A 14,300-nucleotide genomic window follows, 5' to 3' on the forward strand; every position below is an offset into this window, starting at 1 on the left:
AGAAACAACGGGCGTCAGAGTAAAATTAAATTGAGACTTTCGCTGATCTGCGATACTTTCCGCTTTAATATCACTCAGACCTTAATCCACCATGCTCACCCACTCCGAGTTACAAACACTCGCACAACAATTGCCGCCCTTGAGCTTTAGTGCGCAGGGTAGTGATAGCGGTTGGTTGCAATCAAAGCTCGTACAAACCTATCTTGATGAATACAGTATTAATTTTGCCAAAGAATTTCCGCAACTTGTTCACGGCTTTGGCTCCATTGATGCGGCGGGATTCAACATTGCTGCACATTATTGGTCGCCACAAAATGCGAGTGGAACTTTAGTTGTTGTGCATGGTTACTACGATCATGTCGGTGTGTTTGATCATCCCATTCGCTTTGCGCTTCAACATAATCTTGCAGTAATTGCGTTTGATCTTCCTGGCCATGGATTAAGTAGCGGCGAGCCTGCGGCTATTGATTCGTTTGATCAATATGCGGATGTACTTGCTGAAGTTTTGCAACAAAGTTCGGGTTTTTTGCAAAAGCCTGTGTATGCTTTGGGGCAAAGCACAGGCTGCGCAGTTCTTATGAACTATTTATGGCGTTATGCGGCAACACGAAACGCACTGGAACAATTTGCAAAGATCGCGTTTTGTAGTCCTTTGGTTTTACCGAGAGGTTGGCGTGGCTTGCAAATGGGCAGCGTGGTTTACGCCGTGTTACGACATTTTTTGCGGCAAATTCCGCGCACCTTTAGCCAAAGCTCTCACGATCAGGAATTTAATCGCTTTCTGAAAGAGCAAGATCCCTTGCAAGCACGTACCTTGCCGCTAAGTTGGGTTGGCGCTATGAAGACTTGGCATCAAACTTTACTCAAGCTTCCTTCGATACAAAATAATTGTTTGATAGTGCAGGGCACGGCTGATATGACGGTAGATTGGCAATACAATCTGCCGCTGCTTCAACAAAAATTGTCGCAAGCAAAGATGGTCTACGTAAAAGACGCGGGTCACCAACTTGTTAATGAAAGCCCTGAGTATCGCGATCAGGTTTTTGCAGCCATTGAAAACTATTTCTTCAACTCTTAATCATTAAGGATTTTTTGTGGAATTTATTCATTTAATTATCGATTTTATATTGCATATAGATGTGCATCTCTCAGAGCTCTTTGCGCAATACGGTTTATGGATATATGGGATTTTATTTTTGATTATTTTTTGTGAAACGGGCTTGGTGGTAACACCATTCTTGCCGGGTGATTCATTGTTGTTTGCCACCGGAGCGCTGGTTGCTATAAGTGCAAACAGTGGGCTTGATGTCAACATCATGGCTGGCATAGTCATAGCCGCTGCTGTGCTTGGTAACATTGTTAACTACACTATAGGGCGCTTTTTTGGCGAGCGATTATTCCGTAACCCAGATTCAAAAATATTTCGTCAAGACTATTTAAATCGTGCACGTAATTTTTACGATAAGCACGGTGGCGTTGCCATTATTATGACGCGCTTTATTCCTATCATTCGTACCTTTGCACCTTTTGTCGCGGGTATGAGTGGAATGAAGTATCCCAAATTTATCGCCTACAATATTGTGGGCGCGCTTTTATGGGTGGGAATTTTCCTATACGCCGGTTATCACTTTGGCAATATTCCTAGCGTACGTAAAAACTTCACTTTATTGATTTTCGGTATTTTAGTTGTGTCAGTATTGCCGATTTTTTATGAAGCTTGGAAGGCACATAAAGAAAGCAAAGCATTATCTAACAAATAGTTTATGATTCATACAAACCGCTGCCCAATGCAGCGGTTTTTGTTTTGGGTAAGAACAATTGTAATCAGCATTTTTTACTCAGATTATTTCAAATTCAAACCTAATAAAATTAAAAAGGAGTCAACCACGTGCATCATTTTTCATTTCCTTGTTTAAAGCATCTCATTAGGCGAAAAGCGATTTTTGCGGGAGCTCTGCTTGCCGTTTCCACTTCGCAGGCAAGTCCAGTTGCGGATTCTGCTTGTACAGATTTGCTGCAACACAAATTTCCGGCAACTATGAAGCTTGATCTTCAAAGTGCCAAGCTCAATGAAGCTGAAGCCTTTTGCCAAATTACGGGTAATGTTAATTCGCGTATAGGTATTGACGGAAAACATTACGCCATAGGGTTTGAAATGCGCTTGCCTCTGAACTGGAACGGGCGTTTTGTTTACCAAATGAATGGCGGCAATGACGGCGCGGTAGTTCCTGCTGAAGGTGATGTTTATGAAGGTCGCTCAGCTCGAGCACGGGGTTTTGCAGTCTTGAGCACCAATGCCGGTCACGATGGCAGCGCAGCAGAAAATCAACAATATGGTTTAGCGGCGGGTAATCGTTTTGGTTTAGATCCGCAGGCGCGCGAAGACTATGGTTACAAAACCACAGCGACCATGACGCCTATAGCCCATGAAATTATTAAAACGTTTTACACCAAAGAAGCCGAATACTCATACATCTCAGGATGTTCTAACGGTGGTCGTCACGGTATGGTTGCGGCAAGTCGCTATGGCGATCAATTTGATGGCATCTTAGTGGGCGCTCCCGGTTTTAATTTGCCGAAAGCGGCAGTGCAACATGCGTGGGATGTGCAAAGCACGCAACAAGTTGACCCTAAACTGCATAACGCGTTTAGCCGTGCTGACATGAAGCTGATGGCTGACAAAATCATAGAAGCCTGTGATGGGCTCGATGGTGCGAATGACGGCTTGGTGAACAACATTCGTCAATGTCAAAAAGCGTTTGATATAAATAGTTTGCGTTGCACCGGTGAAAAGAATGCGAGCTGCTTGAGCGAATTACAAACCAAATCCTTCGCGCGCTTAATGAGCGGCCCTCACAATAATAAAGGCAAACAACTTTACAATCACTGGTGGTACGACACCGGCATTGCAGATGAAGGTTGGCGCTTTTGGAAATTTGAAAGCCCAATTCCACCGTGGAATAACAATCCCTTAATTGCGGTAATGGGTGCGGGGTCGCTTGCCTATGTGTTCACAACACCCGCAACCGAAGTTGAAGGTTCGCCGGATAAATTGTTGCAGTTTTTAAGCGCATTTGATTTTGATCGCGATGCATCAAAAATTTACGCAACCCAAGGCGAATTCAAAAAATCGGCGATGGAATTTATGACGCCTCCCGATGTAGAAAACCCTTATTTAAAGACTTTTTATAAACACAAAGGCAAGCTGATTATTTACCAAGGCCAAAGCGACCCGGTATTTTCAACCGTCGATATTGTGGATTGGTATGAACGATTAAATAAAAATTATGGTGGCAAGGCGCAAGACTTTTCACGATTGTTTGTGGTACCGGGCATGAATCATTGTAATGGTGGACCAGCGACGGATCAGTTCGATGGACTTGGCGCATTGGTGAACTGGGTTGAAAAAGGCCAAGCGCCGAATAGCATTTTGGCGAAGGTAAATCCCGAGAATAAATCGCTTCCCGCCACTTGGAGCAAAACCCGCTCAAGACCTTTGTGTCCGTGGCCGAGCGTTGCAACTTATAAATCTGGCGATATCGAATCTGCAGCAAGTTTTGCATGCGTAACTGAGTAATTTCGAATGAAGAAAATAATTGTATGTTTGATGATGGCTGCCGCTGCTAACTGTGCGTGGGCTGCAGATACCAAATCGGTGGATACAAAAAATGCTGTTTCTAATACGGAGCAAATTTTTAAGACCAAACATATTTGGGATGCCAAGGTATTGATTGGCGAAGGCGTTGAGTTAGGTAAAACGAAATACGGCACACGCAGAATGATCCCCATTACAGGCGGTACATTTAAAGGCGCGGATATTGAGGGAACTGTATTGCAAGGCGGCGCCGATTTTCAGGTGACGCGTGCAGATGGCGATACGGAGTTTACCGCGCGTTATATGTTGAAAACCAACGACGGTGTTTTGATTCAAGTGATTAATCGCGCGCTCTATTCGCTCTCAACGTATAAAAAGGGCGCGCCTTATATGCGTTCGGTGTTGGAATTGGAGGCACCGAGTGATAGCCGCTATGCTTATCTTAATCACGCCATCTTTTTAGGAACGCTTGAGGTTCCTCAACTTAAAGAAGGCGAAAAACCTTATGTGATTATTGGTGTGCATCAGTTGTTATAAACAAAAAAGCCGCTGTAAATATTACAGCGGCTTTTTTGTTTAAGAAGTAATAAAAAATTAAAACAACACGCGGCAGCGAATGGTGCCTTCAATGTTCTTCAATTGTTCTAAAGCAACTTCATCGTAAGGTGAGTTGATGTCCACTACCACGTAGCCAACTTTGTCGTTGGTTTGCAGGTATTGCGATGCAATGTTGATGTGGCGGTCGGAGAAGATGTTGTTGATCTTCGACAGAATACCCGGAACGTTGGCGTGCACGTGCAGCAAGCGGTGTGCGTCTGGGTGGCCGGGCAAAGCAACTTCGGGGAAGTTTACTGAGCTGATGGTGGTGCCGTTGTCGGAGTACTTGATCAGCTTTTCTGCCACTTCAATGCCAATGTTCGCTTGGGCTTCCATGGTTGAACCGCCAATGTGCGGAGTCAAAATCACATTGTCTAAACCACGCAATGGCGATACGAATTCGTCGTCGTTCGCTTTTGGTTCTTCGGGGAATACGTCAATGGCTGCGCCTGACAAGTTGCCTGATTTAATCGCCGCCGCGAGCGCATCAATATCCACCACCGTACCGCGTGATGCGTTAATCAAGATCGCGCCCTTTTTCATCAAACCAATTTCGCGTGCGCCAATCATATTTTGCGTTGAAGCGGTTTCAGGAACGTGCAAGCTGATGATGTCTGAGGTCGCCAGTAGCTCGTCCAGCTCGCGAATTTGGTGAGCGTTGCCTAATGGCAATTTGGTAATGGTGTCGTAAAACCGAACGTTCATACCCAAGGATTCAGCGAGTACAGAGGTTTGGCTGCCGATAGAGCCATAACCAATCAAACCTAAAGTTTTGCCGCGAATTTCGTAAGAACCTACCGCCGATTTATCCCAGCCGCCGCGATGGCAAATCGCATTTTTTTGCGGAACATTGCGCAACAACAAAATCGCTTCCGCAATGACCAACTCAGCAACTGAACGTGTGTTGGAGTAGGGCGCGTTGAAAACGGCAACGCCGTGTTCTTGCGCCGCTTTCAAATCCACTTGGTTGGTACCAATGCAGAAGCAACCAGCAGCAACTAATTTGGGTGCGTTTTCAAATACGCGACGAGTGAGTTGCGTGCGTGAGCGTAGACCTACGAAATGGGCATCCTGAATTTTTTCAATGAGCGCGTCTTCGTCCAAAGCAGTTTTGAGGTATTCAATGTTGGTGTAACCCTGATCGTTCAGGACTTGCACGGCGGATTGGTGCACGCCTTCCAGTAATAAAAACTTGATCTTGCTTTTGTCTAAGGACGTTCTGCTCATGGCAACCTCGGAAGTAATGATTCGCAGGGCTGGGGATAACCGGCACGCTGGAATGGGAAAGTAAAAAAATGAAGAGATGAAAAAAATTTGGGCGGCATCATACCACAAAGGTGTGCGACGACGACGGCCTTTAACCCTGCTCAAGACGGTGAACCCCACCCTAACCCTCCCCTTGAAAAGAGGAGGGGACTTGGCTCCTCCCCCTTTCCAAGGGGGAGGTTGGGAGGGGGTTTATCAACTCAAACAAAATTTCCCCATATACACACTTGCCAACTGTATATATCTGTATATACTGTGCATATCGTATATATACAGATTGAGGTGTGCGTGACTGACGAGTTGTTTCTCTCGCAAAACGATAGTCGCCCCATGTACTTGCAAATCATGGAGCAAATTAAACAAAAGGTTCGGGCTGGCGATTGGCCTGCGGGTCAAGCCTTGCCTTCGATTCGGGAACTGAGCGCTTTGACCAAAGTGAGTGTGATTACGGTCAAACGCGCCTACGCCGAGTTGGAAGCCGAGGGCGTGATAGTGACGCAGGCCGGCCGTGGTTCCTTTGTGGCGGATGCACCGGAACTTGGGCGTCGCTTGGAGCAGGACGAAATCCGCAAACTGGCTAATAGCTTTGTTGCCAGTTTGCTTGAGCAGGGCATTCCGCCAACCGACATTTTGGATTTGGTGAGGGCGGCGTTGGACGACCAAAGCCCCACTCGAAATTAGCTATAGCATTGAGGTAATCATGCAAAACGCCATCGAATTTAATCAGGTTTGCAAGCGCTACCCGGAGTTTTATCTGGATAACTTCAACCTTAGCTTGCCCACCGGGCAAATCATGGGGTTAGTGGGTGTGAATGGTGCCGGTAAGTCCACTGCATTGCGTTTGCTCTTGGGTTTGATAAAACCGGATTCAGGCACCGTGGATGTGTTGGGTTATCGCCTGCCACAACACCAAGTACTGGCGAAAAAAGATATTGGTTACACCGCAGAAGATATGCGCTTGTACCGCACACAAAATTTGCGTTGGCATATGCAGTTTATCCAATCGATTTTTCCCTCATGGGATCAGGTGTACGCAGAACACTTGATTAAAAAATTCGACATCAACCCAGATCAAAAAGTGTTGGGTTATTCGCACGGTCAGCGCGTTAAAGCCTGTTTGATTTTGTTGCTAGCGCGCCGCCCGCGCCTGGTCATTTTGGATGAGCCCACCACGGGTTTAGATCCGGTAGCACGTTACGAAGTTTTAAGTGAACTGGCGGAAATTCTGCGCGACGAAAATCGCAGCGTGCTGTTCTCGTCGCACACGACCCAGGACGTAGAACAGCTATCCGATTCAATTACCTTTTTGCACAAAGGCAAAACGCTCGCGTCGCAAGACAAGGAAACTTATATCGAAGGTTGGCGCAGAGTGATGTGCACAGGCAATCTGGCGGATGATTTCAAACTTGAAAATGTTGCTGGCATCAAGAGCAATGGTTCTATACATGAACTCAAAGTAAAAAATTATGATGATTCTATTTTGACTTCACTTGCGGTTAAAGGCTTAAGCGTAACTCAGGTGGATCGCATGTCACTTGAACAAATATTTATTGCCAGCGTTAGGGAGATACAAGCTTATGAATCTCGCAATTAGTCATGCCAATAGAGTGGAGCCGTCCATGACATTTAATTTCCCTGTGATCAAGAAACTGGTTTACAAAGATCTCTACTTGATGAGAAAACTCATTGCTGTTTATGTTGCTGGAATTATTTTAAGTTTGAGCATCATTAGCTTAGGCGAATGGCAATTTTATATGGGTGCTGTTTTGTTTATCAGTATGGTTGTGGGTTTAGGGAATCACCAAATTAGCACTACGCTAATTAGTGAGCGAAAAGAACAAACTATGTCGTTTGTGATGAGTCTCCCCGTATCCCCTGCTGATTATGCCATGGCCAAGTTACTTTCAACCATGACGACCTATTTAATCCCCTGGATTCTCATTACATTGTCTGTCGTGCTAGTCGTTTGGTTAACTGCCTTACCTGATGGCCTAATTCCATTTGCTGTAATTGTCTCGGTGCTAGTGTTACTGAATCACTGTATTACATGGAGTGCAGGCATGGCATGGGAAAACGAGGGTTCAGTACTTGCCGTTATGATTGGACTTAACTGCTTGTTAAATCCGGAACTCTATTTTTTAGTTCGTACTCCTGAAATCTACACTCATATTAATACGCCGGATATTGTATGGACCGGGCTGCCGATAAAAATATTATTGTTGGCTATAGTGGGTATTTTTGCCGTCTTATTCGCTTCCTTTTACTGTCACGCGCGAAAGAAATCGTTCTACTGATCTTCACGGACGTTTAAGCTAAAAATTAAACGTCACCTTCCTACATTTTTATTATAAGGTGGTCTTGTGAACTCCACGGATGACGCTCGCCCGCAAGTTGCACAACAAGATATATCAGCTCTAGGTAAGCGCTTATATTTTATGGATAACCTACGTGCGCTAGCCATGATGGCAGGCGTGGTATTCCACGCGAGTTTGGCTCATAGCATCATGCTACAAAATATATGGCCATCGGCAAATGCTGAGCGATCATCTATCGTAGATATGCTCGCGTGGTTTCCGCATGTATTTCGCATGCCGCTTTTCTTTTTGATTGCTGGCTTCTTTGCAGCATTGATAGTTAATAAACGGGGCATTGGTGGCCTACTGAAAAACCGAGCCTTGCGAATTCTTTTGCCGCTCGTTATTTTTCTTCCGCTCTGTATGTGGGCAGTTATTTCAAGTTTGTTGCATGCGGCTGGCAGTGTAGAGCATAAATCCGCAGTCTTGAGCATGGTGGCATATGCTATGGCCAACCCCGGCTCTCCGCCACCGCCACCCACCACTATGCATTTATGGTTTTTATATAATCTGGTGTTTTTCTATATCTTAACCTGGGTGTTTTATTTGTTTGATGGCTTGCGTGTTCGAAATTTCTTTTCGCAGTTAAGCCCATGGATATTTATTCTTGCGCTTTCGTTGTTAGTTTTTCCTGCGTTAATTTCACAAAGCGCACCTTTTCCGGCGCCAGATAGCTTTTTGCCGCAACTGTGGTCATTTAGATTTTTTGGTTTGTTTTTTATGGTGGGTTATTGGGTTTACAGCGAACCTGATTTTATCGATAAATTCCAACCGCATTGGATGCTCATGTTGGTACTCAGTATTGCCTTGTACGCATTATTTTATTGGCTGATTCCAAAAGAAGTATCCGTGGTGCCTGCACCTGTAGAGATGTGGAAAAAAATAATCATTACTGCGTGCGAATCTTTTATTGCAATTGCCATGACCTTGGTGTGTTTGGTATTGGGTAAAACCTACTTGAATACCCACAACCCTTTTATGCGAATCTCGTCAGACAGTTCTTACTGGATTTATATTATTCACGTGCCCTTGTTGTTCGCTATTCAATATCAACTTATGGATAAAAGTTGGAATCTCTTCGCCAAGTTAGGCATTGCTTTGGGATTAACCTTGATTATCGGACTCGCCAGCTATTTCCTGCTCGTTCGTTGGACGCCGATAGGATGGATGCTCAATGGAAAAAGAAAGAAGAATGATGTGAAATAAAAAAGGGGCTCACCAGAGCCCCAGGGTTACACAGGGTGACGAAGCTTTACTGCATGGAATCAATGTAATGTTCAAAAGTAGGTGTAGCCATTTCGTTATGCGTTTCTTTGAGCTCGATATTGCGTATATCTAAAGAGCTATTATTGAGCGCTTGCAAACGCTTCACAAAATTTAGGTTGGGCATATAGTTTCCTTGGCGCGTACCAGACGTGAAAATAGAAATTTTCTCCGCTTTTTGTTGCGCCAAACTCGCTTTTACTTTTTGTTGTATTTCTGGCGAGTTTGCCCAAAAAGCGCCATCGCTCAAACCGTAAGTGCGGAAATAAGGTGTTGCACTTGTTTCTTGGCTTAACAAAATCTCGCCCAAGGTTCCACCCAGCGATGCACCCCAAAAGAGGCGGTTATTGTTGGTGCGATATTGTTTTTCAATATGCGGAATAATTTCCTCTTTCAAAAAGCGAATATAGTTTTTGGCACCCGGCAACTGGTAATCCGTAGCGCGGCGATCTTCTTGACCCTGCTCTATAGCCACAACAATAAATTCTTTATGGTGAGCTTCTACCGCTTTGTGAAATTCTTTTACCCATTGACCATCGGTTAAATAAAGTACCGGATATTTCTTCCCGGAGTTTTTGTAATTCGGCGGTAAATAAACAGAGTAGGGATACTCAATTTTGGTGTACTTGGATGCATACTTCAAACCATCCGTAAAAGTACCTTCAATTTTGTAGTCGGCGACGGGTATCCAGCGCGAGCTCGTAAAAGTGCCGTTGGCTGTAAAACTATTATTCCCCACGTTCACTTCAAATTGGCCAGTATAAAATTCATTGAAATGTAATTTAATATCGAAGGGCGCACCGTCTGTAAAAGTACCTTGAATGCGTTTGTTAAATGTATCGACTGGAATGAGTTGATAATCGGTAGATTGGTATTCCTTGCCATTGAGCGTGAACTTAGCCACATGCGGATCGCTAAACACCATGGTAATTTTTGCACCTGGTTTTATATCGATTTTATTTTCGTTCGCGCTAATGTTTTGGAAAACAAAATCCATGTTGGAGTGATTTAGTCCCTTTGCCATCATCTCCAAATTGTTGTCGATGGGGTGAAAATTTCCGCCGTGTTTAAAATGAACCGTACCGGCAAGACTGTGGGTTTGAGTTACATCGATTTCAAAGGTGCCGGTAGTTGTCGTTAAATAAGTGAGCTGTGTTTTTACTGTAACTTCTATGGTGGCGTCTTTGGTTGGAATTTTGATGAGCTGCATAATCTCAGCTTGGTTGCCACGGGTGGTGTATTGGTATTCGGAGCCCCAAGAAGAACCGTTGTAATCCCGACCATCGCTAAATACATGTTTGGCAAAAAAATAATTTTTTAAGGTTCCGTCTTGCTGTAAACCTTGTTCTGGTCCGCTAATCAGTTCAGTTTTGTTGATGTCAAATGCAAGCGCAGTACCTTGTAAGTTGGCGGGTGCTGTGACTGAACTTGTGGTAGCGGCAGGTTTTTGGTTTACCTCTCCAGGGTTGCTCTCGCCCGTATTGCTAGCGCAGCCCGCTAAAAAAACTGCAAAAACACTTGTTAGTAATCCAAGGTAATATCTATTGATGAATTTGTTCACATTAGCTCCTTAAGTGAGTGGTTGAGTCTGTATAACTCTTGATTAGATGCACCTTTCAAAAAAATAGATTCAGCCCATGAAAAAAATCCCGCCGGAGCGGGATTTCATTTATTTGCCGTTCACCTTAACGCTTGTTTTCCTTCAGCATCACGTCACGGAAATGTTTGCCAGACATAGTCGGCGTAAAATTCCAGTCGCTAATCAGCTGCGGTGACCAATCAGGATCAAAGCACCAAGCCGTCCAACTAATGCCTTTGCTCGCCATGTAGTCGGTAATGCGTGGGCCATAGCTGCCATCGTCAATCACAGGAATATGAGCGCCTCGATCGGTCGCTAATTGGTAACCAATTTCGGTGGTGATGACCGGATATTTATCCGCCACATAACCCCAATCGCGTTCCCAATTTTTTTCAAAGGGCGCTTTCACTTTCATGGGGTAAGGGTGGCTCACGTAAGCCACGTTTTCTTTTTCGATAGGCGCGGTAGCAACCGGTGTTAAATCGTATGCCCAGTTAAAACCGGCAACCAATGAAATCGCATTGGGGTTGAGCGCTTGAATAATGGTGATGGCTTCTTCGTTAATGGCTTTCCAATCGGCCCAACTCAAAACACCTAACTGACCACCGTACACCGTCGGCTCGTTAAAAATTTCGTACATGGCTACGGCGTTAACAAATTTATAACGCGCCGCAACCGTGCGGAAGAAATCAAAGGTTTCTGGTTTGGTCGTGTAGTAGCTTGGCGTTTGGTACATTTCAGATTTCAAATTGCCGATGGAATGCCAATCGACAATCACATACATACCCAACTCGTTGGCCCATTGAATGCTCTGATCGAGCAGCGGTAAATAACCTTTCTTGCCGCGCTTCTGCCAAGCCGATGGGTGAACAGGAACGCGAACCACATTAGCGCCCCAGCTTTTTATCGTTTCAAACAGTTTGCGATTGAAATGCCCCTGCTTTTCCAGCTTGTCAGGGTCCGCAATATTCACACCGCGGAAAATCACTACCTTGCCTTTGTCATCAACAAACTTATTGCCTTGTACTTTTACCAGCGGCAACTGGGTCGTGATTTTGCTGCTATCAAATGCGGGAATGTCGGTGGCGTTCCACCAACCTTGGGAGTTTTGCCAAGCTTCGGCGTGCTCATCGGCGGCGAAGCTGGCCTGTGCAAAGCACAGCAGCAATGCCGCGGAGATTATGTGTTGGAGTGCTTTCATATTATTGCTCTCTTGTGATTGGGCTACCTTCGATAAAGACCTCTTAAGGATAGATAAACTCCAATTCGGTTGAGCAAGGCTTAACGCTAATTTACATAAATGACTCGGATTATTAGTGCACCCCACCCTTAATAGTTGCTTTTTTTGTCGCCGCTTAAAGCGGAGCAGACTAGGAATTACCAGGCAGGGATACCGAAGCTAGTTTCTAGGTTTATGTTAAGGCTGCCGGTAAGCCAATGCAGATTTACATTTTTATTTGCATCGGCGTAGTTATTGTAGACCCGTGATTAGGCAGCAACTAATCGAGCTTGGGTGTTTAGTTTCCATAGGGATATTAAATGGAACCATAACCAGAGCGGTGCCGGTAAAAAGACGGCGTACATCATGGTGTGATGCGGAGTTAACTCTGGAAGCAGAATAAGTGCAATAGAGGAAGCCACAATTAAAATATCGGCTAAGCCAAAAAGATTGGCGAACAGAACGCGCGAGTTTCCATATAAATTTTTAGAGACTGTAAACGCCGCTGCTAATCCTAAAAATCCTGCCGTAATATGCGTCCAACCATCAATAACACCAAACACAAGTGGTATGTGACCCTGCGCAGCTTGCATTAAAAACCCTGCGCCAAAAAAAACACGAATGCCCTGAAACAATAAGAGTTGTTCCTGCGTTAGTTCAAGCAAGCGGGTGCGGATAGGTTTAATTGAAAATAATAGCGCTCCTACCAAGCCAACACCCGCAAATATAACGAAAAGAAACGCAACACCTGAAATCTGTGGAGAAAATAATAGCTGGTTAGAGAGACCGAGATGCAAAACCACCAACCACAGTAAGAGGCCAAGTCCGATACTCCAAGGCATTTTTCCTTGTTGATTGAGTGATAAAACCCAAAGGGTATACACAATCATAAATATGTCCAACGCAATCGCAGATATTACATAAAAATTAGCTGACATAATCATTCTCCTTATTGTTGGCGTAAACGTCTAAGTGTCACTTGTTCGCCAGCAACACCCCAGTTATCTGTATTGACTTCATCGATAATTACAAAGGTTGTTGCGGGGTTTTTGTTTAAAACGCTCTGCAAGAGTTGGGTTGCACCTGCAATAAGCGCTCGTTTCTGCTCAGGCGTTACCTGTTCATCGGTTATTTTTATATTGACGTATGGCATTCTTTTCTCCCATAAGGTTGTATATACAACAATAAAAGTAAAAAAACTACAGCTTTTGCCCTGCGGTTTTAATTTTACTCACCATTAACTTCAACTCATCTTCATCTAACAAAGCTTGCATTTTTTTATAAAGCTGGTTGCCAATGTCATTCAGTTTGCTTTTTAAGGCTACCGCTTTTTCAGTGGGATAAATGGCTTGCTCTCTTAAGCTTTCTGCCGTAGTGGTTCTGTAGAGATAATTTTCTTCAACCATCTTATCGATGAAGCGGGTGATGGTTGATTTTTCTAAAGAGAGTTCCTGAGCAATTTCTTTTTGTACGAGACCAGGCTTTTCCAAAACGAGCCGCAACAAATAGGCATGCGCAGGCGCAAGCCCAAGTTCGCCATAGGCTTGCGCCCAAAGTTTATCCACCTTTCTTGCAAGTACATTGGTGTTGAAATAGAGGCAGCGATCAAACATGTGAGAACCATCAATAATATGTTGTATGTACAACATATTATTTTATTTGCCCCCTGTGGTCAATTGTTTTAGATAAATCGCTGAAGAGTGGGATTTTAGACGTTGCAGATATTTACCACCGAAATGCACACTTGGTCGTCAATAATCATATATCGCCATTGCACATCCAAATCCAATAACTTCATGCCGTAAATTCGGTCTGGCTCTGGCTGTTGGTATTGCGGGCGCGGGTCTTGTTGCAAGATTTGGCGGATAAGCTCTTCCAGTTGTTTGCCGTAGCTTTGGCAGAAGAGAAGGCATTCGGGTGTGAATATAACCTCAACCCAAGTAGGTGCTGTATTTGCAAACTTATTGATGGCGTTGGGAACTAGATCGACATAAGGTACATAGGGTTTGACATCCAACACCGGCGTGCCGTCCAGCAAATCGACTCCGCTAAGGTTAATCAGGAGTTTTCCGTCGCGTTCTTCAATTCCCTCAAGCTTCACCACTGATAAGCCTATGGGCGATGGACGTGTTGGCGATCGAGTCGCGAACACCCCAAGGCTTTTGTTACCGCCCAGACGAGGCGGTTTTACCTTGGGTTTCCATTCTTCACGCTTGTTGGCGTGAAACACAAATTGAATCCACAGATGACTGCAAGATTCCAAACCTTCCAGTGCGTCGGGGTCATTGTAAGGAGGCAATAATTCCAGTTGGGCGGTGGCGAGAGGTGCCAGCCCGGGTTGTCGGGGAATACCAAATTTCTCTTTGAAACAGGAGTGAATAATCCCTATGGAGGGGAAGTTAAAATTCATGGGCAACCCTGTAATGA

General features: G+C 44.6%; 15 protein-coding genes. 8 read left to right on the forward strand and 7 right to left on the reverse strand.

The genetic code is table 11. From position 1 onward, the window contains the following. The first annotated feature begins 91 nt into the window (after positions 1-91). The 4 genes from U1F02_RS09360 (at position 92) to U1F02_RS09375 (ending at position 4,132) form a co-directional block, all read left to right on the forward strand. Positions 92-1,078, forward strand: coding sequence for an alpha/beta hydrolase (locus tag U1F02_RS09360; RefSeq protein WP_409990119.1), 987 nt, complete (start codon positions 92-94; stop codon positions 1,076-1,078). A gap of 16 nt (positions 1,079-1,094) precedes the next feature. Continuing rightward, positions 1,095-1,760, forward strand: coding sequence for a DedA family protein (locus U1F02_RS09365; RefSeq protein ID WP_409990120.1), 666 nt, complete (start codon positions 1,095-1,097; stop codon positions 1,758-1,760). A gap of 128 nt (positions 1,761-1,888) precedes the next feature. Next, positions 1,889-3,577 (forward strand): tannase/feruloyl esterase family alpha/beta hydrolase, encoded by a 1,689-nt coding sequence (locus tag U1F02_RS09370; RefSeq protein ID WP_409990121.1) that lies wholly within the window; start codon positions 1,889-1,891, stop codon positions 3,575-3,577. 6 nt (positions 3,578-3,583) lie between these two features. Further along, the gene (locus tag U1F02_RS09375; RefSeq protein WP_409990122.1) at positions 3,584-4,132 is read left to right on the forward strand and encodes a DUF3237 domain-containing protein; all 549 of its coding nucleotides are present in this window, start codon (positions 3,584-3,586) and stop codon (positions 4,130-4,132) included. A gap of 57 nt (positions 4,133-4,189) precedes the next feature. On the opposite strand, the gene serA is transcribed toward U1F02_RS09375, so the two are convergent. After that, positions 4,190-5,419 (reverse strand): phosphoglycerate dehydrogenase, encoded by a 1,230-nt coding sequence (serA, locus tag U1F02_RS09380; RefSeq protein WP_409990123.1) that lies wholly within the window; start codon positions 5,417-5,419, stop codon positions 4,190-4,192. 327 nt (positions 5,420-5,746) lie between these two features. On the opposite strand from serA, the gene U1F02_RS09385 reads away from it, so the two are divergent. From U1F02_RS09385 to U1F02_RS09400, 4 genes are all read left to right on the forward strand, one after another. Beyond that, on the forward strand, positions 5,747-6,139 hold the full coding sequence (locus tag U1F02_RS09385; protein ID WP_409990124.1) for a GntR family transcriptional regulator: 393 nt from the start codon (positions 5,747-5,749) through the stop codon (positions 6,137-6,139). 19 nt (positions 6,140-6,158) lie between these two features. After that, positions 6,159-7,052 carry an ABC transporter ATP-binding protein gene (locus tag U1F02_RS09390; RefSeq protein WP_409990125.1) on the forward strand — a complete coding sequence of 298 codons (894 nt, stop codon included), beginning with the start codon at positions 6,159-6,161 and terminating at the stop codon, positions 7,050-7,052. Between the two features lie 25 nt (positions 7,053-7,077). Beyond that, positions 7,078-7,752: an ABC-2 transporter permease gene (locus tag U1F02_RS09395; RefSeq protein WP_409990126.1), complete on the forward strand. Its 675-nt coding sequence runs from the start codon at positions 7,078-7,080 to the stop codon at positions 7,750-7,752. Positions 7,753-7,818: 66 nt separating this feature from the next. Then, positions 7,819-9,018, forward strand: a complete 1,200-nt coding sequence (locus U1F02_RS09400) for an acyltransferase family protein (protein ID WP_409990127.1) — start codon at positions 7,819-7,821, stop codon at positions 9,016-9,018. A 46-nt stretch (positions 9,019-9,064) separates the two neighbouring features. Here U1F02_RS09400 and U1F02_RS09405 read toward each other — a convergent pair whose 3' ends face one another. The 6 genes from U1F02_RS09405 to tsaA form a co-directional block, all read right to left on the reverse strand. Further along, positions 9,065-10,636, reverse strand: a complete 1,572-nt coding sequence (locus U1F02_RS09405; protein ID WP_409990128.1) for an alpha/beta hydrolase — start codon at positions 10,634-10,636, stop codon at positions 9,065-9,067. Between the two features lie 124 nt (positions 10,637-10,760). Then, a complete protein-coding gene (locus tag U1F02_RS09410; RefSeq protein WP_409990129.1) occupies positions 10,761-11,855 on the reverse strand; it encodes a glycoside hydrolase family 5 protein in 1,095 nt (364 codons plus the stop codon). 287 nt (positions 11,856-12,142) lie between these two features. After that, the gene (locus U1F02_RS09415; RefSeq protein ID WP_409990130.1) at positions 12,143-12,811 is read right to left on the reverse strand and encodes a hypothetical protein; all 669 of its coding nucleotides are present in this window, start codon (positions 12,809-12,811) and stop codon (positions 12,143-12,145) included. Positions 12,812-12,822: 11 nt separating this feature from the next. Then, the gene (locus U1F02_RS09420; RefSeq protein WP_409990131.1) at positions 12,823-13,026 is read right to left on the reverse strand and encodes a tautomerase family protein; all 204 of its coding nucleotides are present in this window, start codon (positions 13,024-13,026) and stop codon (positions 12,823-12,825) included. Between the two features lie 46 nt (positions 13,027-13,072). After that, positions 13,073-13,522, reverse strand: a complete 450-nt coding sequence (locus U1F02_RS09425; RefSeq protein ID WP_409990132.1) for a MarR family winged helix-turn-helix transcriptional regulator — start codon at positions 13,520-13,522, stop codon at positions 13,073-13,075. Positions 13,523-13,581: 59 nt separating this feature from the next. After that, complete coding sequence (gene tsaA / locus U1F02_RS09430) at positions 13,582-14,283, reverse strand: tRNA (N6-threonylcarbamoyladenosine(37)-N6)-methyltransferase TrmO (RefSeq protein ID WP_409990133.1); 702 nt, start codon at positions 14,281-14,283, stop codon at positions 13,582-13,584. Positions 14,284-14,300: the final 17 nt, after the last annotated feature.

It is taken from the genome of Cellvibrio sp. (genome assembly GCF_046347455.1).
GTDB lineage: Bacteria > Pseudomonadota > Gammaproteobacteria > Pseudomonadales > Cellvibrionaceae > Cellvibrio.

Coding starts and splice junctions, on each gene's coding strand:
- U1F02_RS09360 (WP_409990119.1), top strand. CDS start 92: ATGCTCACCCACTCCGAGTTACAAACACTCGCACAACAATTGCCGCCC.
- U1F02_RS09375 (WP_409990122.1), top strand. CDS start 3,584: ATGAAGAAAATAATTGTATGTTTGATGATGGCTGCCGCTGCTAACTGT.
- serA (WP_409990123.1), bottom strand. CDS start 5,419: ATGAGCAGAACGTCCTTAGACAAAAGCAAGATCAAGTTTTTATTACTG.
- U1F02_RS09390 (WP_409990125.1), top strand. CDS start 6,159: ATGCAAAACGCCATCGAATTTAATCAGGTTTGCAAGCGCTACCCGGAG.
- U1F02_RS09395 (WP_409990126.1), top strand. CDS start 7,078: ATGACATTTAATTTCCCTGTGATCAAGAAACTGGTTTACAAAGATCTC.
- U1F02_RS09410 (WP_409990129.1), bottom strand. CDS start 11,855: ATGAAAGCACTCCAACACATAATCTCCGCGGCATTGCTGCTGTGCTTT.
- U1F02_RS09415 (WP_409990130.1), bottom strand. CDS start 12,811: ATGTCAGCTAATTTTTATGTAATATCTGCGATTGCGTTGGACATATTT.
- U1F02_RS09420 (WP_409990131.1), bottom strand. CDS start 13,026: ATGCCATACGTCAATATAAAAATAACCGATGAACAGGTAACGCCTGAG.
- U1F02_RS09425 (WP_409990132.1), bottom strand. CDS start 13,522: ATGTTGTACATACAACATATTATTGATGGTTCTCACATGTTTGATCGC.
- tsaA (WP_409990133.1), bottom strand. CDS start 14,283: ATGAATTTTAACTTCCCCTCCATAGGGATTATTCACTCCTGTTTCAAA.